This window comes from Nocardia sp. NPDC004123 (genome assembly GCF_053603795.1).
In genome coordinates, this window is record NZ_JBSGGG010000008.1 from 22,735 (window position 1) to 46,917 (window position 24,183).

At 68.2% G+C, this 24,183-nt stretch carries 24 protein-coding genes; 10 read left to right on the forward strand and 14 right to left on the reverse strand.

Annotated elements, in window-relative coordinates; genetic code table 11:
* The gene (locus tag ACWEQQ_RS12990) at positions 1-747 is read right to left on the reverse strand and encodes a S1 family peptidase (protein ID WP_452348342.1); all 747 of its coding nucleotides are present in this window, start codon (positions 745-747) and stop codon (positions 1-3) included.
* Between the two features lie 72 nt (positions 748-819).
* Here ACWEQQ_RS12990 and ACWEQQ_RS12995 point away from each other — a divergent pair, with 72 nt between their 5' ends.
* The 3 genes from ACWEQQ_RS12995 (at position 820) to ACWEQQ_RS13005 (ending at position 3,692) form a co-directional block, all read left to right on the forward strand.
* Positions 820-1,335 (forward strand): pyridoxamine 5'-phosphate oxidase family protein, encoded by a 516-nt coding sequence (locus tag ACWEQQ_RS12995; protein ID WP_452348343.1) that lies wholly within the window; start codon positions 820-822, stop codon positions 1,333-1,335.
* A gap of 117 nt (positions 1,336-1,452) precedes the next feature.
* Positions 1,453-2,178 (forward strand): helix-turn-helix domain-containing protein, encoded by a 726-nt coding sequence (locus ACWEQQ_RS13000; protein ID WP_452348536.1) that lies wholly within the window; start codon positions 1,453-1,455, stop codon positions 2,176-2,178.
* 62 nt (positions 2,179-2,240) lie between these two features.
* Complete coding sequence (locus ACWEQQ_RS13005) at positions 2,241-3,692, forward strand: DUF222 domain-containing protein (RefSeq protein WP_452348344.1); 1,452 nt, start codon at positions 2,241-2,243, stop codon at positions 3,690-3,692.
* A 1,124-nt stretch (positions 3,693-4,816) separates the two neighbouring features.
* Here the strand turns inward: ACWEQQ_RS13005 and ACWEQQ_RS13010 are convergent.
* The 4 genes from ACWEQQ_RS13010 to ACWEQQ_RS13025 all read right to left on the reverse strand — a co-directional run bounded on the left by ACWEQQ_RS13010 (position 4,817) and on the right by ACWEQQ_RS13025 (position 7,397).
* Complete coding sequence (locus ACWEQQ_RS13010) at positions 4,817-5,140, reverse strand: hypothetical protein (protein WP_452348345.1); 324 nt, start codon at positions 5,138-5,140, stop codon at positions 4,817-4,819.
* Between the two features lie 156 nt (positions 5,141-5,296).
* Positions 5,297-5,689 carry a VOC family protein gene (locus ACWEQQ_RS13015; RefSeq protein ID WP_452348346.1) on the reverse strand — a complete coding sequence of 131 codons (393 nt, stop codon included), beginning with the start codon at positions 5,687-5,689 and terminating at the stop codon, positions 5,297-5,299.
* Positions 5,690-5,740: 51 nt separating this feature from the next.
* Positions 5,741-6,550 (reverse strand): hypothetical protein, encoded by an 810-nt coding sequence (locus ACWEQQ_RS13020; RefSeq protein ID WP_452348347.1) that lies wholly within the window; start codon positions 6,548-6,550, stop codon positions 5,741-5,743.
* A 22-nt stretch (positions 6,551-6,572) separates the two neighbouring features.
* Positions 6,573-7,397: a DUF3097 domain-containing protein gene (locus ACWEQQ_RS13025; protein WP_452340927.1), complete on the reverse strand. Its 825-nt coding sequence runs from the start codon at positions 7,395-7,397 to the stop codon at positions 6,573-6,575.
* 128 nt (positions 7,398-7,525) lie between these two features.
* On the opposite strand from ACWEQQ_RS13025, the gene ACWEQQ_RS13030 reads away from it, so the two are divergent.
* Positions 7,526-7,957, forward strand: coding sequence for an NfeD family protein (locus ACWEQQ_RS13030; RefSeq protein WP_357007533.1), 432 nt, complete (start codon positions 7,526-7,528; stop codon positions 7,955-7,957).
* A complete protein-coding gene (locus ACWEQQ_RS13035; protein ID WP_452348348.1) occupies positions 7,957-9,207 on the forward strand; it encodes an SPFH domain-containing protein in 1,251 nt (416 codons plus the stop codon). Before ACWEQQ_RS13030 ends, ACWEQQ_RS13035 begins: the two co-directional genes overlap by 1 nt.
* A 100-nt stretch (positions 9,208-9,307) precedes the next feature.
* Here ACWEQQ_RS13035 and ACWEQQ_RS13040 read toward each other — a convergent pair whose 3' ends face one another.
* The 6 genes from ACWEQQ_RS13040 to ACWEQQ_RS13065 form a co-directional block, all read right to left on the reverse strand.
* Positions 9,308-10,246, reverse strand: a complete 939-nt coding sequence (locus ACWEQQ_RS13040) for a TauD/TfdA dioxygenase family protein (RefSeq protein ID WP_452348349.1) — start codon at positions 10,244-10,246, stop codon at positions 9,308-9,310.
* Positions 10,247-10,264: 18 nt separating this feature from the next.
* Positions 10,265-11,611 (reverse strand): LLM class flavin-dependent oxidoreductase, encoded by a 1,347-nt coding sequence (locus tag ACWEQQ_RS13045; RefSeq protein ID WP_452348350.1) that lies wholly within the window; start codon positions 11,609-11,611, stop codon positions 10,265-10,267.
* A gap of 24 nt (positions 11,612-11,635) precedes the next feature.
* Positions 11,636-12,508 (reverse strand): ABC transporter permease, encoded by an 873-nt coding sequence (locus tag ACWEQQ_RS13050; protein ID WP_452348351.1) that lies wholly within the window; start codon positions 12,506-12,508, stop codon positions 11,636-11,638.
* Entirely contained in the window at positions 12,501-13,337 is an 837-nt protein-coding gene (locus ACWEQQ_RS13055) for an ABC transporter ATP-binding protein (protein WP_452340922.1), read from the reverse strand. The genes ACWEQQ_RS13050 and ACWEQQ_RS13055 overlap by 8 nt, the downstream gene beginning before the upstream one ends.
* Positions 13,334-14,413, reverse strand: a complete 1,080-nt coding sequence (locus tag ACWEQQ_RS13060) for an ABC transporter substrate-binding protein (protein WP_452348352.1) — start codon at positions 14,411-14,413, stop codon at positions 13,334-13,336. Before ACWEQQ_RS13060 ends, ACWEQQ_RS13055 begins: the two co-directional genes overlap by 4 nt.
* Before the next feature lie 172 nt (positions 14,414-14,585).
* A complete protein-coding gene (locus tag ACWEQQ_RS13065) occupies positions 14,586-15,323 on the reverse strand; it encodes an IclR family transcriptional regulator (protein ID WP_452340920.1) in 738 nt (245 codons plus the stop codon).
* Between the two features lie 434 nt (positions 15,324-15,757).
* On the opposite strand from ACWEQQ_RS13065, the gene ACWEQQ_RS13070 reads away from it, so the two are divergent.
* Positions 15,758-16,093, forward strand: a complete 336-nt coding sequence (locus tag ACWEQQ_RS13070; RefSeq protein WP_452348353.1) for a transglycosylase family protein — start codon at positions 15,758-15,760, stop codon at positions 16,091-16,093.
* A gap of 78 nt (positions 16,094-16,171) precedes the next feature.
* Here the strand turns inward: ACWEQQ_RS13070 and ACWEQQ_RS13075 are convergent, their stop codons facing one another.
* Complete coding sequence (locus ACWEQQ_RS13075; protein ID WP_452348354.1) at positions 16,172-16,327, reverse strand: hypothetical protein; 156 nt, start codon at positions 16,325-16,327, stop codon at positions 16,172-16,174.
* Positions 16,324-16,632 carry an ATP-binding cassette domain-containing protein gene (locus ACWEQQ_RS13080; RefSeq protein WP_452348355.1) on the reverse strand — a complete coding sequence of 103 codons (309 nt, stop codon included), beginning with the start codon at positions 16,630-16,632 and terminating at the stop codon, positions 16,324-16,326. Before ACWEQQ_RS13080 ends, ACWEQQ_RS13075 begins: the two co-directional genes overlap by 4 nt.
* Before the next feature lie 409 nt (positions 16,633-17,041).
* Between ACWEQQ_RS13080 and ACWEQQ_RS13085 the strand changes: the two genes are divergently transcribed.
* The 4 genes from ACWEQQ_RS13085 (at position 17,042) to ACWEQQ_RS13100 (ending at position 23,490) form a co-directional block, all read left to right on the forward strand.
* Complete coding sequence (locus ACWEQQ_RS13085; RefSeq protein ID WP_452340918.1) at positions 17,042-18,382, forward strand: lipase family protein; 1,341 nt, start codon at positions 17,042-17,044, stop codon at positions 18,380-18,382.
* Between the two features lie 221 nt (positions 18,383-18,603).
* Positions 18,604-19,896 (forward strand): ABC transporter substrate-binding protein, encoded by a 1,293-nt coding sequence (locus tag ACWEQQ_RS13090; RefSeq protein ID WP_452348356.1) that lies wholly within the window; start codon positions 18,604-18,606, stop codon positions 19,894-19,896.
* 7 nt (positions 19,897-19,903) lie between these two features.
* The gene (locus ACWEQQ_RS13095) at positions 19,904-21,754 is read left to right on the forward strand and encodes a hypothetical protein (protein WP_452348357.1); all 1,851 of its coding nucleotides are present in this window, start codon (positions 19,904-19,906) and stop codon (positions 21,752-21,754) included.
* Complete coding sequence (locus ACWEQQ_RS13100) at positions 21,751-23,490, forward strand: hypothetical protein (RefSeq protein ID WP_452348358.1); 1,740 nt, start codon at positions 21,751-21,753, stop codon at positions 23,488-23,490. The genes ACWEQQ_RS13095 and ACWEQQ_RS13100 overlap by 4 nt, the downstream gene beginning before the upstream one ends.
* Here ACWEQQ_RS13100 and ACWEQQ_RS13105 read toward each other — a convergent pair.
* The gene (locus tag ACWEQQ_RS13105; protein WP_452348359.1) at positions 23,469-24,182 is read right to left on the reverse strand and encodes a TVP38/TMEM64 family protein; all 714 of its coding nucleotides are present in this window, start codon (positions 24,180-24,182) and stop codon (positions 23,469-23,471) included. The genes ACWEQQ_RS13100 and ACWEQQ_RS13105 overlap by 22 nt on opposite strands.
* Position 24,183: the final 1 nt, after the last annotated feature.

The following is a 24,183-nucleotide window of genomic DNA, read 5'->3' on the forward strand; positions in this document are numbered from 1 at the left end:
TCAGAACGGTGCGGGCAGCCGAGCGTAGACGGTCGGAGAGCCGGCCAGGGCTGTCCCGCGCGCCCACGAGGTGATGCCGGCCAGCTTGCCGTCGACGAGCAGCGGTCCGCCGCTGTCGAATTCGGCGGTGTCGGCCTCGGCCGAGCCGGCGCACACCATCTCGGTGGCATCGAAGACGCCGGGGTAGTCGGCGGCGCAGTCGGCGTCGGAGACCAGTGGGACGGTGGCGCGCCTGAGCACGGTGTTGAACAGGTCGTTTTCGGAGGTCCCGCCCCAGCCGAGCACGGTTGCGCTGCCGCCCTGCGCCGCGGCGATCGGCACGGTGGGCCGGTGCTGCGGGGTCCCGAGGGTCAAGATGGCGAGGTCGTGGTAATAGACGTCGACGCCGTTGACCGTGTCGGTGCGGAAATCGGGGTGCAGGCGAACATTGGTGACGCTCACGGTGGTTCCGTCGTGTGAGGTCAGGTCGCTGCGATCGAAGGTGACCGTCAGCGCCTGCGGCAGCAGCTGGGCGATCGCCACACAGTGGGCGGAGGTGAGCACCTGGTCGGGCGCGATGAGCGCGCCGCCGCAGAACTGGCCGGAGGCGCGGGGGAAGAACAGCGGGGTGCCGACTGCGGCGAGCCAGGGATAGTCGCCGGCCTGGGCTTCGGTGCCGCCGACCACGGCATTCGCCGGGAGCGTGGCGGGGCTGACGCAACCGATGAGCGCCGCGGCGAGCACGGCGATCCGGCGGGAGATCGACATCTGGCCATTCAAACAGAGATCAGGGAGTTTCGACGAGCGGAGGTGTCGGTCCCCAGGAGTACGGTCGCGAACATGACCTCCTGGGCCGAGTTCGCCGCCGCCGCACCCCGCATCTCGACCATCTTCACCCGTCGTCACGCCGCCACCGGCAACCTGTGCATGCTCGCCACCCTCCGCAAGGACGGCTTCCCGCGCATCAGCCCGCTCGAACCGCGCATCTTCGAGGGCGAGCTATGGCTGGTCGGCATGCCGGGGACGACGAAGTTCGCGGATCTGGCCCGCGACCCACGCTTCTGCCTGCACACGGCGACGGTGGACACGCAGGTCATCGATGGGGACGTGAAGATCTTCGGCACCGTGCACGATGTCCAGGATCCCGAGCTGCAGCGGCGCTGGGCCGAGGACCTGTTCGCCGAGAGCGGGTTCGACCTGCGCGGCCGCAAGTTCGAGCCGTTCTACGCCGTCGACATCACGGGGGCGTCGTCGGTCGAGATCGTGGACGGGCGCATGGAGGTGACGGCCTGGAGGCCGGGGCAGTCCGAGCACGTGGTCGAAGTCTCCGATGCAGCGGAACCCGCGGCGACATAACGTGCAATATTGCATCGAGTGCAAACAAGCAAACGATGCAAGTGTGCGCGAAGTGCTGAACAGGGATGTGTTTCAGCGCTTCTCGGGGTCGGGATGCGGTGAGGAGTGGGCGTGGTGATGGAAATCCACCCGCCGCGGGGCTATCGGGAGCGACCGTCGGGGGTTGGCCGCGCGGTGGTGTGGACTCGCGAGGGTGTCGTGGACACGGATCTGCCCGTGCTGCCGGACGGCAGCATGGATCTGCTGTGGATCGACGGGCGACTCTCGGTGGCGGGCCCGGACACCCGCGCCTACCGTCCGCCGGCGGGATTCGCCGACCGGATCACTGGGATCCGCTTCTTCCCTGGCACGGCTCCGGCTCTCCTCGGGGTGCCCGCGCACGAACTACGCGACGCCAGAGCTGATCTTGCCGACCTCTGGTCACCGGCAGACCTGCGCCGCGCCTCCGGGCTGATCGCCAAGGCGCCGAATCCGGCGGTCGGTCTCGAGACCATCGCACGCTGGCGTGCGAGCGAGACCGATGCCGCGGATCCGATGGTGCGATTCATCGTGACCTCGCTGGGCTCAGGGATGTCGGTGTCGGCGACGGCCGAAGAATTGGGGACGGGTCCACGGCGGCTGCATCGACTCTCCTTGGCGGCCTTCGGGTATGGGCCGAAGACTCTGGGCCGGGTATTGAGGATGCAGCGGGCGTTGGCGCTGGCGCGGGGTGGGATGGGGCTCGCGGAGGTCGCCGCATTAGTCGGATACGCCGATCAAGCGCATTTGACTCGGGATATTCGAGAGTTTTCGGACATGTCGCCCGGGCAATTGCTTGGGTTAGTGGAAATGTCCTCGGTCTGAATTTCCTTATATCACATGGCAATTCGCGCTCTATTAGCATGTGGCAGAGGTAAAATAGACGCATGGATTCGAAGGGGGTAACACTCGACACGTGCGGCATCGCCGACCTGGCGGCCGCCGTCGAAACCCTGTCGAATTCCGTCCTCTGCGGGAACCTCACTCCGTTCTCCGACAGTGATGTCGTGGAGTTGATGCAGCGCCTGGAAACCTGCAAACGTCAACTGTCGGCGCTGGATTCACGCCTGATCATCGAGGCCTGCAATCGTTCGCTGCCCGAAGGTAGCGGGGCGAAGAATGTGGTGCCGTTCCTGCGCCAGACGTTGGGGTTGTCGAGGTATGACGCGTCGGTGCGGGTGAAGATCACCCGCCAGTGCGGAGAATTCTTCGAACCCACCGGTCATCTGCGCCCGGCCACCTTGGCTGCGACTGCCGAAGCCTTCGAGGCAGGCGACATCTCGCGCGATCATGTCCGCAACATCATCGACGTCATGAACCACCTGCCCACCGACATCCCCGCCGAGACTCGCGTGGAAGCCGAGGGCCTCCTGGTCGGCCACTCCCGTGTCGGGTGGCCCGATGACCTGCCCAAGATCGGCCGCGATATCCTCGCCCGTATCGACCCCGACGGCAAGGTCGTCTCCGACGCCGACCGCCGTCGCTGTCGCGGCTTGATCCTGGGTCGTCCCGGGGTGGACGGGATGTCGTGGATCGAGGGCTGGATCACTCCGGAACTGCGGGCGCTGTTGGATGCGGTGTTCGCCAAGTTGGCGCGTCCGGGTATGTGCAACATCGATGACGCCGACAGCGTTGCTGCCACGGTCAAGGTGGTCGATTCGACGGTGTTGGAGGCGGCCGCGCGTCGTGACCGTCGTGATGCCGGTCAGCGCACCCACGACGCCCTGTTCGCGTTGCTGCAGCCCGGTGTCGACCCGGCCAAGCTGGGTTCCCACCGTGGCCTGCCGGTGCAGGCCATCCTGACCATGTCCGTCGCGGATCTCGAGCGTGGGGCCAGGGTCGCGACCACCGCCTCGGGCGGGCACGTCTCGATCAACGAGGCGTTGAAGCTGGCCGAGGGGACCCGCCCGGTGCTGGTGGTCCTCGACGCCGACGGGCTGCCGCTGTTCCTGGGTCGCTGCCAGCGCCTGGCCACTCCGGCTCAGCGTTTGGCGTTGATCGCCCGCGACAGGGGCTGCACCCGACCGGGATGCGATGCACCCGCGTCGATGTGCGCGGTGCACCACATCACCGACTGGGCCGAAGGCGGCCCCACCGATCTGACCAACCTGACGCTCGTCTGTGATCACTGCCATGCGCTGGTCAACGACAGTCCCGACGGCTGGAAAACCGTTGTCATGGATAAAGATTCCCCCTATCGGGGGCGGACCGGGTGGATTGCCCCGAAACGTCTTGACCCGACTGGCATTCCTCGCGTGAACGACAGACATCACGTCGGCGAGTCGGTCGCTGCTGCGATCGATTCCAGTTGCTCGAGGTGGGGTTCACGGGCGGCGTGATTCCCGGCTGCTCGTGTCCTGCCGGCGTGCGCAGGGACGAGGAAGTGTGGTCACCTCGCCTGCCCTACCGGACTCGAGCTGACGCCAGGTTGAGAGCCGTCTCCCGCCGATCCCGGCCCACGGACTGCACGCACATCCCAATATGCGGCCAGGGTCGTCACGGGGAACCGAGCGGCCAAGCAGTCCGAGCCACCAGCGGCACACGCATCAAAGCCACACCCGATTCCCCTGGGCCGCAGCGACATTACAGGCCCGACCGACCCAGGAAGAAAGGTAGGGCACGCATCACCTTTTACAGACAAACCCGCCGCTAACTACCCACCAGTCACCGAACCACTCACGGCCACGGTGATATTCCCGCCACCGCGATTGGCGCGGCCATCTCCACCACACCCACCTCCGTGACCAAGGGTCCGACCGCAGTCACAATCGCGATCGCCAGCGACCACCCCGCCCTCACTGGCTCAGCGGCTCTCGCCGATCACGAACGCCCGCAACGATATTCCTGCCACTGCCACTGCCACTGCCACTCCGACCGCAACCGCCACCGTCGCCCCGATCGTCAGCGCCGCCGCGATTGCCGCCTCGGCCACTACTGTTATCGTTTGCCCGGCCCGCGAGTGCGTTCGGCATCTGCGACGGCCACCACTGCGGCAGCCCCCGCCATCTCCACCGCTTCGCAGGCGACCGCCGCCGGGGATCGCGATCGAATCGACAGGTCACGTCTTCACGGCCCGAGGTCTCGGAGTCCTGCCAACTGGTCAGCTCTCGGACCCAACGCTGAAGCCCATCGAGCCGGCGACCCCTCCCGGGTAGAACGGACCACCTTCGGCCTGGCAGCCCCCTGTCCTCACCACACTGCCGCCGGTCGGAAGGTCGATCGCCGGCCTCCCAGCCGATCGGCATTGTCGCTCCAAGGGGCGCAAGCCATCACGTGGCGACACCAACCCCGTGATCTGAGGGGGTGGTGTCGCCGCGGCCTGGTGGCGTCGACGGACCGCTGATGGGGACAGGGCCGCTGCTAGGTCTCTTCGTAACGTGGGTGCCGGGCGTTGACGCTCGATCGGCGGCCGTCCCAGCCCTATCGCAGCCCCGCCGCCTGAGCTGCCACAAAACCGGCCCGATCAGGCGTCCGGATCCTCGGCACCGCGAGCTCTGGCCGGTGCGCCGCGCTGCCACCAATCGATATCCTCGCCGTCTTCGTCCATGCGCTGAATCAGGTGCGCGGTGGATTCCACCTGCGCGCCGGACTGCGCACAGAACGACCACAACTGCCGGGCTGCCCGATGGAACCGGTGAATCACCGCGTCGACCTCGAACGCGTCCTGCTCGCTGGCCCGGAACCGGTCCACCGCCTGGCCGACGTGCTCGATCAGCACACCGAGCTGCGCCTCGTGATACGCAGCCACCACGCGACGGGCAGCCTGCCGTTCGGCCTTCGTCCCCACCCAAATCACGCTACCGACAACCGACTTCGCCCAGCATCTCACCCGACAGAACACCCGCCCCGCGACTTGACAACGAACATAGAGACACCCCCCTCCCTTCTCCAGGAATCTTTTTGTCTTTCGATCTTTGTCTCTTCGTCCTTGGGCCTTGCCGATTTACGCGCGGGTGGCGTAGAGGTCGACGCTATTCCCGTCGGGGTCGAGGACTGTGGCGTATCGCTGGCCCCAGAACGCATCGAAGGGTTTGAGCTCTGCTCGGTAGCCTGCGTCGACCAGCTCTTCGAACTTCTGGTCCACCCCGGCGGGTGAGCCGCAGTCACACGCGAGGCCGATTCGCCCGGCCCCGGGAACTGTCTTCCAGTCCGGGTGGAATGAGCGGACTGTCTCCTCGGTGTCGAGCATCAGCTTGATACCGCCGCCCAGGTCGGCGTCCACGTGCGGTTGCTGCTCGGAGCCGTCGGCGAACTCCACGCCCAGACGCCGATAGAACTCCAGCGACGCACCCATGTCCGTCACCACGATCCCGATCACATTCAGTCGAATAGCCATACCCGAACGGTATGCGGCCCGATCACGAGAGGTCTTGAAGAAATCGGACAGTCAGCGGGCGTGGACCGCGGCCAGGCGTGCGGCCCGGATCGCGTTCCAGAGTGGCCGCAGTAGAGCCTCCTGTGCGGCCACGGCGGTCGCGGAGGTGGGGGCCGAGGCTGGTTCGCGTTCGGCGACGGTGAGGATCGCGGCCACCTGGTCGGCGGTGTCGAGGATCCGGCGGGCACGCAGGGGCATCGAATCGGGGTATTTATGCCTGGTATGTCCGGCCAGCTCGGCTTCGACGAGTTCGCGAGGCCCGACTCCGCCGGACCCGAGCCGGGTGGTCTGGAGCTGCTGGAGTGCGTCGGCGGCGTCGCGGACCGCCTCCCGCATGGTGTATTCGGCTTCGCCCAGCGGCATTTCGGGTGCGAGCGCGAAGGGGATCGGTGCCGAGTAGACCCGCCATTGCAGTGCGTCGTCGTCGGTCCAGACCGGGACCAGCCCGGTGCCGCTGGATCCGGCCGTCCCGATCAGAATGCCTTCCTCGGCTTCGGTTGCGGCGGTGGCGAATTCGGTACCGGCCGGGAGTCCGCGCACGTCTCCGGGGATCGGCAGCACCAGCCGCAGCTGCGCCTCGGGCCCGTCGATCGCTTCCCGGATGACCTTGAGCAGCACCATGATTCCCGCCCCGGCCACTGCCGCGGGCTCGTCGTCGGACGCCCACGGCAATCCGGTGCGCCCGCCGGTCACGGGATCCCCGGCGGCCACCGTCTGCTGGGGAGCCCAGGCGCGCAGCGCGTCCAGCACGTCGTCGGGGGCGCTGCGGCCGGCCAGCCAGGCACCGGCCCAGACCGTCAGCGATGCACTCGGGGAACTCATGCATTCGAGGATAACTGGCGGGCTACTCCTGCTCGGTGACGAAATCGATCAGTCGTTCGACCGCGCCGATGAGCGGGGTCTCCAGATCGCGGTAGGAGTCGACCGCGTTGTAGACGCGCCGCCACCCCTCCTGCGGCGTGCCCCAGCGTAGCCGCTGGCAGATGCCGGTTTTCCAGTCCTCGCCGCGTGGGACATCGGGCCAGGCGGGGATGCCGACGGCCTGCGGGCGGACGGCCTGCCACACGTCGATGTAGGGGTGGCCGGTGACGAGGACGTGCGCGCCCAGGCCCTGGGTCAGGCCGGATTCCTTGGAGCCGGCGACCAAATGGTCGACCAGGACTCCGACGCGCCGGGTCGGTCCGGGCTGGAATTCGGCGAGTTTGGCGCCGAGATGGTCGAGGCCCTCGAGCTGTTCGACCACCACGCCCTCGACCCGTAGGTCGTGTCCCCACACCCGCTCGACCAGTGCGGCGTCGTGCACGCCCTCCACCCAGATGCGGCTGGCCTTCGCGACGCGCGCCTTCAGCCCTTCGACGCGGGTCGATCCCGAGGCGGATCGGGTCGGCTGCGTGGGCGCGGCGGCGGTCGGCTTCACGAGTGTCACCGGCTGCCCGTCGATCAGAAAGGCGGCTTCCCGCAGTGCGAACAGCCGGACCCGCCCACTGCGATCCTCGAGTTTGACGAACTCGCCGTCGTAGCTGCGATCGAAACCCACTACGGCGCCGCAGAATCCGGTGGCCGCGTCCTCGGCGACGAGGTCGCGTTCGGCGACCACGCGGGGCACCTCCCGTTTCTGCTTGCGCGCGTGCCCGGAGAAGATGTCGCCGTACCGTTGGTGCCCACTCACCGCGTCGAGGTTACCGGCGCTGAGCGGGAATCCCCCTCGCGCCGCGCCCATTCCGATATGTCCGGTAGAAAGCGCGGAGTGATCACGAATACCGGCCGTAACCCGCGATTACGGTTACTGTTGGTGACGTGGCCGCAATAGTTTGGCTGGTCGCGGGGATCCTGCTCGCGGCGGCCGAGATGCTCACGGGCAGTCTCGTGCTGATCATGCTGGGTGTTGCCGCGCTCATCACTGCGGGCGCCAACGAGCTCACCGGCTCGTCGGTCCTCATCGACGCGGTGGTGTTCAGTGTCTCGTCGATTGCCCTGCTCGTGCTGGTCCGCCCATTCCTGTTGCGGCGCTACGCGATTCCGCCGCCACATCAGACCGGGGTGGACGCGTTGCCCGGCAAGACCGCGAAGGTGCTCGAAACGGTCGACGAGCACGGCGGTCGCGTGAAGCTCGGTGGCGAGGTGTGGAGCGCGCGTCCCTATGACGCCGCGGAGTCCTATCCCGTCGGTTCGACCGTGTACATCATGCGGATCGACGGCGCTCACGCCGTCGTCATGAAAGGGCCGTGATGGCTGTACTGATAGTCGCCGTCGTACTCATCCTCCTGGTCGTGGTGGTGGTCTTCAAATCGGTGGCCCTGGTGCCGCAGGCCGAGGCCGCCGTGATCGAGCGGCTGGGCCGGTATTCGCGGACGGTGTCCGGGCAGCTGACCTTCCTGGTGCCGTTCGCCGATCGGGTGCGCGCCAAGGTGGATCTGCGCGAGCGGGTGGTGTCGTTCCCGCCGCAGCCGGTCATCACCCAGGACAACCTGACCGTCCAGATCGACTCGGTGGTCTACTTCCAGGTCACCAGTCCGCAGGCCGCGGTCTACGAGATCTCCAATTACATTGCGGCCGTGGAACAGTTGACGATCACCACGCTGCGCAACGTGGTCGGCGGCATGACCCTCGAGGAAACCCTGACCTCCCGCGACCAGATCAACACTCAGCTGCGCGGGGTGCTCGACGAGGCCACCGGCCGCTGGGGTCTGCGGGTGTCGCGCGTCGAGCTGAAGGCCATCGATCCGCCGCCGTCGATTCAGGAATCGATGGAGAAGCAGATGAAGGCCGACCGTGAGAAGCGCGCCATCATCCTCACCGCGGAAGGTCAGCGGGAGGCGTCGATCAAGACGGCCGAGGGCCAGAAGCAGGCGCAGATCCTTTCGGCCGAAGGCTCGAAGCAGTCGGCCATCCTCTCGGCCGAGGGCGAGCGGCAGTCCCGCATTCTGCGCGCTCAGGGTGAGCGGGCCGCCGCCTACCTGCAGGCGCAGGGCCAGGCCAAGGCCATCGAGAAGGTGTTCGCCGCGATCAAGAACGGCAAGCCGACCCCCGAGCTGCTGGCCTACCAGTACATGCAGACCCTGCCGCAGGTGGCCAAGGGTGACGCCAACAAGGTGTGGCTGGTGCCCAGCGATTTCGGCAAGGCCCTCGAGGGCTTCGCGCGCGGCTTCGGCAAGCAGGGCGAGGACGGCGTGTTCCGGTACGAGCCGTCCGAGGACGGTGCGGCCGCGGAAGCGCCCGAGAACGACGCCGACGAGGTGGCCGACTGGTTCGACACCGCCACCGACCCGGCCACCCAGCGGGCCGTCCGGGCGGCCGAGGCGGATGCGCGGACACCGGTCGAGCCGGTCGGTTTGCCACAGACCTCGACCCGGCCGACTCTGGAGCAGCGGTCCCCGCAACCGCCGCAGCAGCAGCCGGTGCAGCCGCAGTACCGCCAGGAGCCCCCGGACCAGCGCTGGCAGAACCCGCCTCCGCCGCCGCGTCCGCTGGGCCGCTGACGGTCCGGGGATCGAACACGGGGATCGAATCAGGAACTGAGCGGGGCCCTCTCGACACTGTCGAGAGGGCCCCGCTGATTCCGTGGCGAGCGCCGCGGGATCAGTTCTGCGAGCCGCCGAAGTGCGCACCGGCGATGGAGCGTGAGGGCTCGCCGTCGACGCCGACCGGCACGTCGCCCTCCAGGGTCGTGCGGTAGAGCACGCGGGTCACGTCGAGGTGGGTGAGGTCGCCGGGTGCGAGGTGCGCGGTGGCCCGGTTGTCCCAGAACGCGACACTGCCCTTCTCCCAACGGAATCGGACCGTGTACGCCGGATCGGAGAGTTCGGCGTAGAGCAGTTCCAGCAGCGCGTCGCTCTGGCGCGGGCTGAGGCCGACGATGCGGGTGGTGAAGCCCGGGTTCACGAAGAGCACGCGTTCGCCGGTCACCGGATGCACCCGCACCACCGGGTGCTCGGTGATCAGCGGTGCGGCCGCGACCCGCTTGGCGTAGTCGCTCTCCGCGTCCCAGGCGGGCAGCTTGCCGCCGAATCGGTGTTCGGCGCGCAGTCCGTCGAGGAAGGACTTGAGCGAATCCGGCAGGCCCGCGTAGGCGGCGGCGAGATTGGTCCACTGGGTATCTCCGCCGCGCTCGGGCGCGATCTCGGCCCGCAGCAGCGAGGCCGCCGGCGGGTTGATGAGCGGCGAGACGTCGGTGTGCCAGTGGTTGGTGTAGCTGAATTTCTTCTTCCCGAACCGCTTTTCGTACAGGCGGCTGTCGACGGCGAGGATCTCCGGGTACTCGGTGGGCGCGTCATCGTCGTACGGGTGCGAGGGCGTGACCGCGCCGAATCGCCGGGAGAAGGCGATCTGTTCGGCGTGCCCGATGTGCTGATCCCGGAAGAACAGCACCTTGTATTCGTGCAGCGCGGCGGTGAGTACCGCGATCTGCTCGTCGGTGAAGTCGTCGCGCAGGTCGATGCCGCTGATCTCGGCGCCGATATGCCCGGCGACGGGTCCGATGCGGAAGGTGCCGACCTGGTTCTCGGTTGCGGTGGTCATGTGCGTTCCTTTCAGATCTCAGGCGGTCGCCTGGGTACGGGCGGGGGCGAATTGGCTTTCCACGGGCGCGAGTCCGTAGTGGCCGCGCAGCGTCGGTGCGGTGTAGTCGGTGCGGAACAGGCCGCGCTCCTGCAGGATCGGGACCACGCGGTCGACGAAGTCCTCGAGCCCGCCGGGCAGGTAGGGCGGCATGATGTTGAAGCCGTCGGCCGCGCCCTGGTCGAACCAGGACTGGAGTTCGTCGGCGATCTGTTCGGGCGTGCCGGCGAAGGTGCGGTGGCCGCGGCCGCCGCCGAGTTTGCCGATGAGCTGGCGGACGGTCAGGTCCTCCTTCTCCGCGAGCTCCTTGACGAGGGTGAATCTGCTCTTGCCGCCTTGGATGTCGCCCTCCTGCGGCAAAGGCGGCAGCGGTGCGTCGAGGGCGTGCTCGGTGAGGTCGACGCCGAGCAGGGTGGAGAGTTGCCGCAGCGCGTAGTCGGGGGAGATGAGGTCGGTGAATTCCTGTTCGAGTGCGCGGGCCTCGGCCTCGGTGTCGGCGATGAAGGGGACCAGGCCCGGCAGAACCTTGAGGTCGTCGGCGGCGCGGCCGTATTTGGGCAGCCGGGACTTCAGGTCGCGGTAGAACTTCTGCCCCTCCTCGATGGAGCGCTGTGCGGTGAACACCGCTTCGGCGTGGCGGGCGGCGAATTCCTTTCCGCTCTCGGAGGATCCGGCCTGCACCAGCAACGGGCGGCCCTGGGGGCTGCGAGGCGAATTCAGCGGACCGCGGACCTGGAAGCGTTCGCCGCGGTAGTCGAGAGTGTGAACCTTGTCGGGGTCGGCGAAGATGCCGGTTTCGGGGTCGAGCACGATGGCATCGGATTCCCAGCTGTCCCAGAGCCGTACCGCCAGGTCGACGAATTCGTCGGCGCGCTCGTAGCGGCGGGCGTGCTCGGGGATGGCGTCGTAGCCGAAGTTGAACGCCTCGTCCTCGCTACCCGAGGTGACGATGTTCCAGCCGGCCCGGCCGCCGCTGATGTGGTCGAGGGACGCGAATTTCCGTGCCAGGTTGAAGGGTTCGTTGTAGGTGGTGGAGGCGGTCGCGATCAACCCGACGTGCTCGGTGACGGCGGCGATGGCGGCGAGCAGGGTGATCGGCTCGAAGACGGAGAGCGCGTTGCGCTTGATCCGGGGTCCGACGGCCAGCCCGTCGGCGAAGAACACCGAGTCGAGTTTGCCGCGTTCGGCGATGCGGCCCAGTTCCTGGAAGTGCTTCACCTCCAGGACCCGATGCTCCTCGGTGCGCGGATGCCGCCAGGCGGCCTCGTGGTGGCCGACGCCCATGAGGAAGGCGTTCAGGTGGAAGGTTTTGCGTGCGTTGGACATGGAAGAGGGTTCCTTCGACGGATTTCAGTGGGCGCGCCAGCGGGACAGCCGTCGCTCGATGGCCACGAGCACGCCGTTGTAGGTGAGTCCGACCAGGGCGATGGCCACGATCCCGGCGTACATGTCCGGAATCTGGAAGTTCTGCTGGGCGGCGGTGATCAGGTAGCCGAGCCCGGAGCGCGCCCCGAACATCTCGGCGGCGATGAGCACCAGGATCGATCCGGAGGCGGCCATGCGGATGCCGGTGAAGATCGACGGCACGGCGGCGGGCAGGATCACCTTCTGGAACAGGCGGAGCGGTGAGAACCCCAGCGAGACGGCCGATTTCACGAGCAGCGGATCGACCGTCCGCACCCCGCTGATGGTGTTGAGCAGAATCGGGAAGAACCCGGCGTACACCACCAGCGCGATCTTGGAGGTCTCGCCGATGCCGAGGATCAGGATGAACACCGGCAGCAGCGCCAGGGCGGCGGTATTGCGGAACAGTTCCAGCACCGGGCTCAGGAATTCCGCCACCGGCCGGTACCAGGCAATGGCCACACCCACCGGAATGGCCGCGACCAGGGCGATGGAGAAGCCGATGAGCGACCGGGTCACGCTGGCCGAGATGTGTTCCCACAGTTGGCCGTTGCGGATGAGCTCTAGCCCGGCCTCTACCACCGTCGAGAACGGCGGTAGGAACACCTCGTCCACCAGCCCCAGCCGTGGCGCGGCTTCCCACAGGGCGAGGAAGGCCGCGATCACGATGGCGGGCTTGCCGATTCGCCATGCGATTCTGGCGACGGCCGGCAGCACGGCCGGAGCATGCCGGGTTCCCGTATGGGTGGCGTCGCCGGTGCGGGCCGGCTCCGGACGGAGATCGATGGATGCTTCGACGAGTTGCAGTGCGCTAGACATGGGAGCTCCTCTTGTCGGCGGTGAGCGCGGCCTGCTCGAGGTCCTGTGCCCGCGCGACCTCGTCGTGCAGCAGGGACCAGACGTGATGGCGTAGTTCGCGGAATCGTTCGCTGGAACGGATATCCGGATCCCCGGCACGGTCGAGGTCGATGTCCACGACCGCCTTGATCCGGCCGGGCCGCGAGGTCAGCACCGCCACGCGCTGCCCCAGGTACACCGCCTCGTCGATGCCGTGGGTGATGAACAGCACCGTCTTCCCGGTGGCCCGCCAGATCCGTAACAGTTCGTCCTGCAACGACTCCCGGGTCTGGGCGTCGAGGGCGGCGAAGGGCTCGTCCATCAGCAGCACCTCCGGGTCGAAGGCCAGGCTGCGGGCGATGGCGACCCGCTGTTTCATGCCGCCGGACAATTCGTGCGGATAGCGGTTCCCGAATCCGGCCAGGCCGACCAGTTCGAGATAGTGCTCGGCGATCTCGCGGCGTTCGCGGCGGCGAATGCCCTTGGCCTCCAGCCCGAATTCGATATTCGCCCGGGCGGTGCGCCAGGGCAGCAGCGCGTACTGCTGGAAGACGATCCCGCGGTCCAGACCGGGTCCCGTCACCGGCGCCCCGTCCAGCAGGATCTGTCCGGAGGTGGGTTTGCCGAGCCCGCCGAGCAGATCCAGCAGGGTGGACTTGCCCGAGCCGCTGGGCCCGACCAGGACCAGGAACTCACCGTCCCGCACATCGACGCTGATATCGGCGAGCGCGGTGAAACTCTGCTGCTCCCCGCGCACGGCGAAGTCCTTGCTGACCCCGGTGAGCGCGAGTTTGACGGTCGCGGAACTCATTTCGCCACCGCCTCACCGCTGGGACCGCTGGTGGCCGGGTAGGTGCCGTTGGCGTAGGGATTGTCCTTGTTGGTGTAGAGGTCCTTGGCCGCGAGCTTGCCCGCGGGCAGTTCCCCATTGCGGACCAGCCAGTCGATCCAGATCTGCAGTTCGCGTTCGGCGATCACGCCGCCGGGGACGGGGATGCCCGAGCTCTTGTAGTACTGCAGCAGTCCGGTGTTCTCGTTGCGCCCGCGCTTGTGGATGATGTCGGCGAACCGCGCCACCACCTCGTCGCGCGGCGTGACCTGCAGCCAGCGGGTGGCCCGCGCGGTGCCCTGCACGAAATCGGCGACGGCCGCGGCATGCGACTTCAGGTAGTCGTTGCGGAAGACGTAAGTGCCGTAATCGAACTGCCCGAACAGGTCCTTGTCGGTGTAGAGCGGATGCACTCCGCCCCGCCCGACGGCGGTGTCACGGAAGACGCCGCCGAGCGCGGCCACATCGATCTGGCCATTGCGCAGCGCGTCCTCGGTACTGGCGGGCGGCAACACGACCAGTTGGACCTGCTTGATCTCCTGATCGCTGAGCCCCTGGTCGTGCAGCCACTGCCGGGTGATGAACTCGTGGTGCGCACCCAGGGTGTTGACGCCGACCTTCTTGCCGATGAGGTCGCGCGCGGAGGTGATGCCGGAATTGTCGCGGACGAAGTAGCCGGTGAAGTTGAGTTCGTCGGCCCCGTAGGAGCTGAGGACAGCGGTGACGGGAGCGCCACCCGCGACCAGCTTGATGACGGCGCCGTTGAAGGCGCTGCCGAATTCGACCTGCTTGGTGGCAGCGGCCTGGATATTGGCCGGGCCGCTGGTGGTGTCGCCCTCCCAGTGGAGGTCGATCTTGCTGAAGTAGCCGAGGTCGGCGGCTAGTTCGAAGGCGGAGACCTGACCGGTCGATCCCTGATAGCGGAGGACGGTCCTACCGTCGGCGGTCGTGCCCGCGTCGGTTTTCGCGCAGCCGGTGAGCAGGACGAGAGCACTGGAGACGGCGAACGCGGCGGCGAGGGCGCGGCGCACCCGGCTCCGGCGGGGAGGGAATGCCATGGGGGAGTCTTTCGGTGAATACGACTGTCGCTCGGTGGGATTCGAGGGCTGGGCGACAACAGAGCGTCATGGGGATTCCTTTGCCGGACAGGGGAACTGGCGATGATTCGGCGGTGGTCACATGCTGCGATGGGCGCTGGGGTGCGGCAACCGGCTTTTCACCATGTGGAAATCAGCGTGAGCGAAACTCGGCGGCGCGCACCGCGCCGTCGGTGGTCTGGAACAGCGGTGCGATCCGGCCCGCGGCGATCCGCATGGCGGGCACGACGGCCCGGATCAGCTCGCTGTCCAGGCGGGCCGAGCGGGCCTGCACCGCCAGCGCCCCGTGCACCTGCCGGCCGGGCCCGACGATGGGCACCGCCAGGGCGCGGATGGGGTCGTCGGTCTCGATCAGCTCGGAGGCGAAGCCGGTGCGGCGGACCCGGTCCAGGTCGACGTCGGCGGCGGCGCGGGCGGGGGAGTAGGCCAGTAGTGCGTGGCCCGCCGCGCTGGCGTGCAGGGACTGCCGGGACCGTGGCACCTGGTGGTGGCAGAAGTGGATCGGCGGGCGGGCCTGGAAGACGGTGAGCGCGTCACTGTCGTCCATGACGCTCACGCTGACCGTGATCCGGATGCCCGCGGCCAGCGCGTACAGATGGGGCGCGGCGGACTCCAGGCCCAGCCGGGCGAGTGCGGGCCGGGCCAGGGTCGCGAGCCCGTGCCCGACGCGGTAGCGATCACCGGCCGGTCCCTGCTCGAGCAGGCCGCCGCGCACCAGGGCCTGGGCGAGACGGTGTGCGGTGCTGACGGGCAGCCGGGCCCGCTGGGCGAGTTCGCTCAGCGACAGCTCCGGATCGTCGCCGTGGAAGCAATTCAGCACCTGGATCGCGCGGTCGACAGCGCGGGCTCCGGAACGGGGTTCATCGGCCATGGAGGCACTATGGTCAGGGCGCTGAACTGGGGCAATGGTTGTGCGCATCGCGATCCGAGCCGGTCGGAGGGCGATTTTGGGTGGGGATCGTTTTGTTTCTGGTTTGTATTACGAGATCGGGATCACTATTTTCTCGTGACCTGCGTCACAAAATTGTTTACGAATTCCAGAAATGTCATTCGGCGAACTTCCGATGCGAACTGCGAAAACGGATTGAGTATCCAAGATATCCATCTGTCAACTGGCCGTGATCGTTACGTGATCTAACGTGATTGATCCGTTACCGTCGTTCATGGCTCGGATTCGACCGGGCCCCGCTCGAATCGACGAACACCGGCAACTCCGTCCCACGATTCGAGAGCAACCGATAACCCTGGGGACGGGGACCCGCAGCCGAGAGCGCGGGCCGGCGGGCGCAGGCGAGGAAACATTTTATGCATCGCAACCGGAAGCTCACCACCCGCACATTCGCTGCCGCCGCGGCCATCGGTGCGCTCGTGTCCGTCCCGTTCGCGCTGTCCACCGCGACCGCCTCGGCCGCCGGGCACAACTGGGACGCTGTCGCGCAGTGCGAGAGCAGCGGCAACTGGGGCGCCAACACCGGCAACGGGTTCTACGGCGGTCTGCAGTTCACCCAGAGCACCTGGAACGCCTACGGTGGCGGCGGCAGTGCCGCCAACGCCAGCCGTGAGGAGCAGATCCGCGTCGCGGAGAACGTGCTCGCCGGTCAGGGCCCGGGCGCCTGGCCCGTGTGCGGCGCCTACCTGTAATTCAGGTTTCGCGTCGGTTCGAAACGTCCGATGGCCCGTTCCGCAAAGTCGCGGCACGGGCCATTGTCGTATTCATGATCAAATGCGGGCTGTGTAGATCGCCTTCGCCAATTCGGTTTTCAGGGCCTGGAATTCGAGTGTCGCGGTGCCGGTGATGTCCCGGACGCCCGCCTCGACATCGCCCGGCAATGCGATCTCCCGGTCCACGATGATCCGTCCCGGACGCGCGCTCATGACCAGGACCCGGTGGGCAGGAATACTGCCTCCGCCACCGAATGGGTCACGAACGCAATGGTTTTGCCCGATTCGCGCCACAGCCGCAGCGGCTCCACCTGCAGCCGCTCCCGGGTGAGCTGATCCAGCGCCCCGAACGGTTCGTCCACGAGGATGACGCGCGGATCGTTGACCAGCACCCGCGCGATCCGAGGCCGCTGCTGCATGCCGCCGGACAGCTCGTAGGGCGGCCTGCCGCCGGTATTGCCGAGCCCGACGAGCTCGAGCATGCGCTGTGCCTCGGCGAGCCGCGTTTTCCGATCCACACCTCCGCATTTCGGACCGAACTCGACGCTGCCGCGGGCGGTCGGCCACGGGTAGGGGGTGGGGCCTGGAAGGCACACCCGCGTTCGGGACCGGGCCCGGCGATGGGATCGTGACCGACCAGCAGTGTGCCGTCGCTGGGTTCGAGGAAACCGCCGAGCGGTTGCAGCAAGGCTTCAGGTCCGTCCGTGCCCAGCTGCCCGCCCAGGGAAGCGGCCCGGCCTCGGGGCCTGCATCGAGGTACCCGTACTCGCTCAGCTGTTTTCGGACGTCGGTCACCGGTACGCCCAGCTGCGCCACGATGTGGGTCGGACCGGAGTCAACCCTCTTCCCACGGTCTTCGTCTGTGGCTAGAGTAACCGCGTTACTCGAGTAACGGTGTTACTCGCGAGTCCGCAGAGAAAGCAGAAAATGTCTGGACAACGCCGTCCGAATCCTCGGAAGCGACAGACGTCCCGGAAGGTCGATCACGCCCTCGCCATCGCGGCGGCGCTGTGCGTGACGGCCGCCGGTGCCGCCGCCGTTCCGGGGTCGGCCTCCGCCGATCCGGTCAACGACTTCTATGTTCCTCCTGCGCAATTCGATCCGACGCGCGGAGCGATCATCAAGACCACCGATATCTCGGCCTTACTGGCGCAGCCGGCGGACAACGGGGTCTGGCCGTTGCCTGCCAAACAGGTCATGTACACGACCCAGATGCAGGACGGCACGCCCGTCGCGGCGACCGGTGTCTTCCTCGATTCCACCCAGCCCTGGCACGGGTCCGGGCCGCGGCCCACCATCGTCATCGCGCCGGGCACCACCGGTCAGGGCGATCAATGCGCGGTGTCGCTGGCCTTCTCGACCGGGATGTACGCGAGCATCACGCCGCCGACCTTCTCCGCGAACCAGGAGGCGATCTCGGCGCTGGCGTGGAATTCGCTGGGCGCCCGCGTCTTCGTGGCGGACTACATCGGCATGGGAACACCGGGGACCCATACCTATGTCAACCGCGTCGAGGAGGCCCATGCCGTCCTCGACGCCGCGCGCGCGGCCAACAACCTGGCCGGTTCCGGCGATGACACACCACTGGCGCTGTGGGGGTACTCCCAGGGTGGCGGCGCCACGGCCGCGGCGGTCGAGATGCAACCCGGCTACGCCCCCGAACTGAACCTGAAGGGAACGTGGGCGGGCGCGCCGGTCGCGGATCTGACCGAGGTGCTGAAGCAGGCCGACGGCAGTCTGATCAGCGGCGTGATCGGGTTCGCGCTCAACGGTTTCGTCGCGCGCTACCCCGATCTGCAGCCGATTCTGGACGAACGCACCACGCCGGAGGGCAAGGCGCTGCTGAGCGACCTGGGCAACGAGTGCATCGGTGACGTGATCCTGAAGCATCCGTTCCTGCGCAGCACCGAGTTCACCGTCGATCATCGGCCGATGATCGATCACCTCCAGGAGGTCCCCGAGGCCGAGGACATCCTGCGGCAGCAGCACATCGGAAACCTCACTCCGGCAAGCCCGGTCCTGATCACCAGCGGTCGCAACGACGACACCGTCCCCTACGGTCAGGCCCGGCAACTCGCCACCGAGTGGTGCGGCAGGGGCGCCACCGTCAGCTTCCGGACCGACGAGCTGCCCCCGATCCTGCCCGGGGCCACCCTCCCGAACCATTTCGGCCCCGAGTTGATCGACGGCTTCGGCACCGACAATGCGATCGGCTATCTGGTCGATCGCCTCAACGACGTGCCGATCCCGGGCTGCACCCTCGACTGACTCCCGCCGCGAAAACCCCTGCGCTGCTGTCCATTTCGTCCTGACGACGGTGGCGTGGGGGCGCGGACGGGGTGCGGCCGGCTCGTGAATAGCGATCGTGCCGGACCACCCACAGGAGTAACGTGTCCCGCACCGAGGCCGGAACCGGGGCAAAGTCGCATCGGTTGGGGGACGAAATGGCGACCCGTAGAACCATTTTGCGTGCAGGTGCACTGCTTCCGATGGCTGCGGCGTGCACCCCCTTCGTGTCCGGCGCGAATTCCGACACGGTGAAACTCGCGGTGCCCTGGGGTGGCGCGGAGTTGCGGGCATTCGAGGACGTGCTCGCCGATCTGCGGGATTCCCACCAGTTTTCGCACAGCACTCAGGTATTCACCCTGGGTGACGATGTGGGGACGGTGTTCTCGGCCGGCCGGTACACGCCGGACATCGTGGTGTTGCCGCAGCTCGGGCAGATAACCCGGCTGGCGCAGGACGGACGGCTGCGCCCGCTCGACGAATCATTGTGGGGCGATGAACGGAAGGCGCCGCGTTATGCCCACGGCTGGTGGGAACTGGTGCATGTCGAGACGGTGTCCGGCAATCGGCTCTACGGACTGCCGTTCAAGGCCTCCTGCAAATCGCTGGTGTGGTTCGACCTGGCGAAGTTTCGACGCCTCGGCCTGCCGCCACCGGGCAGCTGGGCGCCGTGGCAGTGGCCCGTCCTGCTCGACCGCCTGGCGCGCAGTGGAACCCACCCGCTGGCGCTGGGCGCGGCCGACGGCTGGATGCTCGCCGACTTCTTCGCGAATGTGCTGCTCGCCCAGTCACCCGACGCCTACGAGAGCGTGGTGAGCCCGAACGACTGGCGTCCTGGACAGCGGCGTGCCGAAATCACCCGGGCACTCGAGACCCTCGCCGGAATCTGGGGATTTCCGAATGCCTTTCCCGGCAGTATCGGCCGCGCGCTGACCCAGCAATTTCCCGATGCCGTGCGCGAGGTGTTCGCCCAGGGCGACGCGGCCATGGTGGTGGCGCCCGATTTCGCCGAGCCGATAGTCAGGAGTTGTTTCCACGGCGATGACGTGGCGATGAAACAGGCCGTCGGGGTGTCGCTGTTTCCGAGCATCCTCCCCGGATTCCGCGACGGCCCGGTGATCGGGGGCGGCGACATCATGGTCCTGACCCGCTCGGCCAAAGACGCGGCGGCCGAACTGATCCGCCTGCTGTCGCTGCCCGATGCCCCGGACAGCTGGATCGGAAAGGAAGGCGGATTCATCGCACCCGACCTGCGCACCCGCCCGGCCTATTCGGCCATGCTCGAATCCCTCGGTCCGCGCGTCCGCTCCTGGACCGAATTCGACCTGGCCGACCGCATCGGTTCGCGGGGCGGCGACAATCCGCTGTGGGGGATCATCACGCAATTCCTGATGGATCTCGATGGCACTGCGGCGGATTCGTCGCAGCGCGCCGCCGCGGCCGTCCGCACCGCCGTGAACGCCGTCTACGAGCTGGAACGCACTCGGCAGGGGTGAGATACGCGTGTATTCGGTGCATTCCAACGGCCTCGAACTGACACTCGCCACCCGCAGGCTGTCGGGGCCGCTGGTGCCGGGCCGGCATCCGCACGTCGAGGTCGTGGTCAACTACCTGGTCCGGGCACCGGCCGTCGTGCTGATGGGGCTGCTGCTGGTGGCTCCGGCGCTGTACACCGTCGGGCTCGGCGCGCGCACGCATCCGGGGCTCGCTCTCGGCTGCGGGCTGCAACTGCTCGGCGGCGGCACGCTGCTCATCGTCGACCGGCGGCGGCTGCGCACCGGAATGGCCGCCCTGCCGAGCCTGTTCGCGTTCACCGTGTGGGCGTTCGCGGCCGGGCTCGGGCTCGGCTGCCTGTCGGCCGGATCGCTGGTGGTGTGGCGGGAGCTGCCCCGCGCGAGCCGCAGCGCGTACCTGCACACCGCGGGCTGGGTGGCGCTGGCCATCGTCCTGGTCGGTGTGGCCCTGGTGCTGGCCTGGCCCAGCCGACGCCTGCCGTGGCTGTGGTGGCCGTTCATCGTGCCGTTCGGAGTCTCGGCCTTCACCTCCGGGATCGCTTTCCGGCTGATACTCGAAACCATTACGCGCGGACGATATTTCAGCGGTGTCGCAGCGGAACGTTATGCGTTCGAAGCGGTTCTGGTGGCGGCCTTCGTCTGGACCTGGCTCGGGCTGCTGGTCGGGCTGTTCCGCGCCGCTATCCTCGCGATCGAGGACGATCCGGTGCGCGCCCCGGAATTGGCCGGCGGTCCGCGCCGGCTCATGCCGATCCGGTTGTGGACGCAGGTCCGGCCCGTCGCCTCCGTGGCCTTCCTGGTGGTGGCGGTCGCCGCGGCCCGGGTATTCGACGCGGTACTCGGTGCCGTGCCACGGTCGCTGCAACACGATGTCGGCACCGCGACCGTGGAATGGTGGCGTCTCAACAGCGCGTGCGAGGCGAATTCGTGCGGGGAAGCGGCAGCGTACGCCCTGCCATTGACGGCCGCTCTCGTGCTGGCCGCGCTGTTCGCGCAGGATCGGATCACTGTGCGCCGCCCGCGCGGTCCGCGTCCGCTGCGCCCGCGCCCCTCCGCGTGGCGCGAGCACCTGCCCCTGTGGCGGGCCATCCCGCGCCGGCTCCTGGTGGGATTCGCCGTGCTGGTGGTGCTGTCGCCGATCGCGGAGCTGGTCTACGTCGCGCTGCACGGGACCGTCGGGCCGGAAGTCGTTGGCGTACCAGCTGTCACGATCGATCCGGCCCTGCGCGACGCACTGCGCACCACCCTGACCGTTGCGGTCCCCGCGACCGCGATGGTCGTGGCCTTCGCACTGCCGGTCGCCCACTGGCTGGCCGCCGCACGCGTCCGAATCGCGGTGCCCTGCCTGGTGATTCTGACCGTGCTGCCCGCCCAGATGTATCTGGGCGCACTGCAGCGGGTGATCGGGTCCTCCGGGTGGTTCGGCACCCTGGTCCCTTTGATCTTCACCCATGCCGCCGCCGGACTGCCGATCTCGATTCTCGTCCTGCGCGGAGCCCTCCTCGCACCGGCCTACACCCCGGCCGCCGACGCGCTGTACGGACTGGCATCGCTGCGCACCATCGTCGCCCGGCTGGGTGCCGTGGTGCCGGCGGTTGTCGCGGTGGCGGTGCTGGAGTTCATCCAGGTGTGGAACGACTTCTTCATCGGACTGCTGGTCAACGGCACCGGCGGCAGCCCGTGGTCGCTGCTGCTGTGGGGCTACACCCGCCAATTCGACGAGAGCTCCGCCCAACTCGCGACCGGGGCGCTGGTCTCCGCGGTCGTCCCGCTCGTGCTGCTGCTGGTGTGCTGGCGACGCTGGCTGGTACCGGGCCTGGCCGGGGGAGCGCGGATATGAGCGAAACCGAATCCGCGCCCGGTGGACCCGAGTCCACCGAGCTGGCCCGGGAGAGCCGCAGCCTCATGGCCACGCCGAAATCCGCGGTGTGGCAGTGGCTGCTGGGCGCCCCGGCACTGGTGGGTATCGGTATCGCCACCCTGATCGCCAATGTGATGACCGACGCGTTCAAGGCGAACCCCGCCGTGCGGTGGACCGAGTCCGCCGTCGGGTGGGTCGTGCTCGCCTACTTCCTGACCGAATCCGTCCGGCGCGGTTATCGATTGGTGCAGGATCGCGCGGGACTCACGGGTCCGCGACCCGTGGAGTTACCCGAGCCCGGAGCGCCCTGGGGGCCGGAGCACGAGCCGGAGACGAACCCGGAGTTGACGGGGAATTGGGCCGCGACCGTACTCCGCGAGCTGCCCATTCGAACCTATGAGACCGGAGTGCTCCTCGAGGTGCTCGGGGCGAGCGCCGCGGCCCGGCTCCCCGCCACCACGGCGGAGACCGAAACACCCTCCGCACCGCGACTATTGGCGAGCCTGACCACAGCGGGCGCGGTGGAGCCGATGCCGCCGGGCCGCTACCGGCTGGCCGAGGTCCCGCCCGCCGGTGAGGATCCCGCCATCACAGAGACGCCCGAGTGGCGGGCCGCGCTCGCGGCGCTGCTCCGCAGGCACGCCGAGGAAGCCACGCGGTGGGCGCGGGCGCTCGATCGTCCGGCACACGCCGCGGTCGCGCGCCGCTGGTTCGAGAACGAGGAGCCCCGGCTCTGTCTCCTCCTGCGTAACTGTGCGCGACGGGCCGAACCGGAAGCGGGACAGGCGAACAACACCCTGCTGAACCGGGTTCGCGCGGTGGTACCGGATCTGGCCGCGATCGCCGACGCGCTGGACATCTGGTTCGCGCGCAGCGGCCGCCCGGAGGACAGCCAGGGCGCGGGCGGCGGCCCGCACGAGCCGGGCCCGGCGGCAGCGATGGTGACGATCACGTCCGCGACCCGATACGGCCCGCTGCATGCCCTGGCCGATATCCGCGCGACGGTGCCGGAGCGGCGGCCGGCGCGCTACAGCCCGTGGACGGTGTCCCGTAGCCTGCGCGCTCGCGCCCTGCACCGACAGGCCCTGGGCGCCATGGACACCACGGACGCGAATCTGAGCAAGGCGGTCAACCTCCTGGAACAGGCCTGGTGGCTGCTACCGCGCGAAGACGTCGCCGGTGAGGTGTGCGCCCTGGTGAACATGGCGATCGCGCACCTCGTGCAGGGGCGGCACACCGCCGCACGCGACCGCCTGGAACTGGCCGAATCCATGGCCGCGGGCGGGCGCGACCCCGGCGGGCTGGCCCACGTGCACGAGATCGCGGGTGTTCTCGACTGGTCGGTGGGCGAACCGCGGCACGCGCTGGTGCGATGGCAGACCGCCCTGAGCGAATGGCGCGCTCTCGCCGACGATCTCGGCACCGGCCGGTGCCTGCAACATCTGGGGTCGGCCGCGGCCATCGAACCGGCGCTCGCCGCATTCCTCCTCGACTCCGACGGCGCGGCGCCACCGGCCGAGGTGGTTCGTCAGGCCAGCGGCTGGCTGGTCCGGGCACACGAACTCGACAGCACGCTGAATTACGCCGAGGCACACCAGGATGACCTGCTCGCGCAACTGAACGAGCTGATCGAGCCCGCACCGCCCCTGGATTCGCTCCCCGGCTTCGACCAGTGGCCGCTGCCGCCGCCCGATCAGGCGACCGGCTCCGGCTGAGCCTCCGGTTCCGCGACGGCCATCCTCGCGTCCACGACCAGCCCGATCACGCCGACCGCCAAACAGGCTGCTGTGAAGATCAATTGGGCGGGGGAGGTGCGATTGGTGAGGGCGTCGCCCAGCAGTACGGTGCCCACGGTGCCCGGGATGATGCCGATGAAGGTGGCGATCAGGTACGGGGTGAACCGGATCGAAGACAGTGCCGCGCAATAGTTCACGATCGAGAACGGCGCGAACGCGATCAATCGCAGCGATCCGATCGCCAGCCAGCCCCGCCGCGCCAACCGGGTGTCGACCGCCTGCACGGTCGGATGGGTGAGCCGCGCGCGGACCCGCTCGTGATCGAGGGCGCGCACCAGCCACAGCGCCAGCACCGCACTGAGTGTCGTGGCGGTGAGGGCCAGTGTGAGTCCCTCCATCGAGCCGAACAGCATGCCCGCGCTGAGGGTGAAGATGGTGCGCGGGAAGGGCGCGACACAGACCAGCGTGTGCACCGCGAAGAACACCAGCGGCAGCAGCGGCCCGACCGAGCCGGCCCACTGCCGGATCTGCTGGGGTGCCGGGTGCGGTGCGAAGGCGGCCAGCGCGAAAAGTAGCCCGCAGCCGATCAGCAAGGCCAGATTTCGCGGTTGACGGAGACGGCTGAGCAGCCCGGATACCCGCTCGAGCGGCACACGCACGGTTGTTGGCACG

Excerpts from the sequence above, each read along its gene's own strand:
- ACWEQQ_RS13000 (WP_452348536.1), top strand. The coding sequence starts at position 1,453 with ATGGAAATCCACCCGCCGCGGGGCTATCGGGAGCGACCGTCGGGGGTT.
- ACWEQQ_RS13045 (WP_452348350.1), bottom strand. The coding sequence starts at position 11,611 with ATGTCCAACGCACGCAAAACCTTCCACCTGAACGCCTTCCTCATGGGC.
- ACWEQQ_RS13085 (WP_452340918.1), top strand. The coding sequence starts at position 17,042 with ATGTCTGGACAACGCCGTCCGAATCCTCGGAAGCGACAGACGTCCCGG.
- ACWEQQ_RS13090 (WP_452348356.1), top strand. The coding sequence starts at position 18,604 with ATGGCTGCGGCGTGCACCCCCTTCGTGTCCGGCGCGAATTCCGACACG.
- ACWEQQ_RS13015 (WP_452348346.1), bottom strand. The coding sequence starts at position 5,689 with ATGGCTATTCGACTGAATGTGATCGGGATCGTGGTGACGGACATGGGT.
- ACWEQQ_RS13100 (WP_452348358.1), top strand. The coding sequence starts at position 21,751 with ATGAGCGAAACCGAATCCGCGCCCGGTGGACCCGAGTCCACCGAGCTG.
- ACWEQQ_RS13065 (WP_452340920.1), bottom strand. The coding sequence starts at position 15,323 with ATGGCCGATGAACCCCGTTCCGGAGCCCGCGCTGTCGACCGCGCGATC.
- ACWEQQ_RS13070 (WP_452348353.1), top strand. The coding sequence starts at position 15,758 with ATGCATCGCAACCGGAAGCTCACCACCCGCACATTCGCTGCCGCCGCG.
- ACWEQQ_RS12990 (WP_452348342.1), bottom strand. The coding sequence starts at position 747 with ATGTCGATCTCCCGCCGGATCGCCGTGCTCGCCGCGGCGCTCATCGGT.
- ACWEQQ_RS13005 (WP_452348344.1), top strand. The coding sequence starts at position 2,241 with ATGGATTCGAAGGGGGTAACACTCGACACGTGCGGCATCGCCGACCTG.
- ACWEQQ_RS13060 (WP_452348352.1), bottom strand. The coding sequence starts at position 14,413 with ATGGCATTCCCTCCCCGCCGGAGCCGGGTGCGCCGCGCCCTCGCCGCC.
- ACWEQQ_RS13040 (WP_452348349.1), bottom strand. The coding sequence starts at position 10,246 with ATGACCACCGCAACCGAGAACCAGGTCGGCACCTTCCGCATCGGACCC.
- ACWEQQ_RS13075 (WP_452348354.1), bottom strand. The coding sequence starts at position 16,327 with ATGAGCGCGCGTCCGGGACGGATCATCGTGGACCGGGAGATCGCATTG.
- ACWEQQ_RS13050 (WP_452348351.1), bottom strand. The coding sequence starts at position 12,508 with ATGTCTAGCGCACTGCAACTCGTCGAAGCATCCATCGATCTCCGTCCG.
- ACWEQQ_RS12995 (WP_452348343.1), top strand. The coding sequence starts at position 820 with ATGACCTCCTGGGCCGAGTTCGCCGCCGCCGCACCCCGCATCTCGACC.
- ACWEQQ_RS13020 (WP_452348347.1), bottom strand. The coding sequence starts at position 6,550 with ATGAGTTCCCCGAGTGCATCGCTGACGGTCTGGGCCGGTGCCTGGCTG.
- ACWEQQ_RS13055 (WP_452340922.1), bottom strand. The coding sequence starts at position 13,337 with ATGAGTTCCGCGACCGTCAAACTCGCGCTCACCGGGGTCAGCAAGGAC.
- ACWEQQ_RS13035 (WP_452348348.1), top strand. The coding sequence starts at position 7,957 with ATGGCTGTACTGATAGTCGCCGTCGTACTCATCCTCCTGGTCGTGGTG.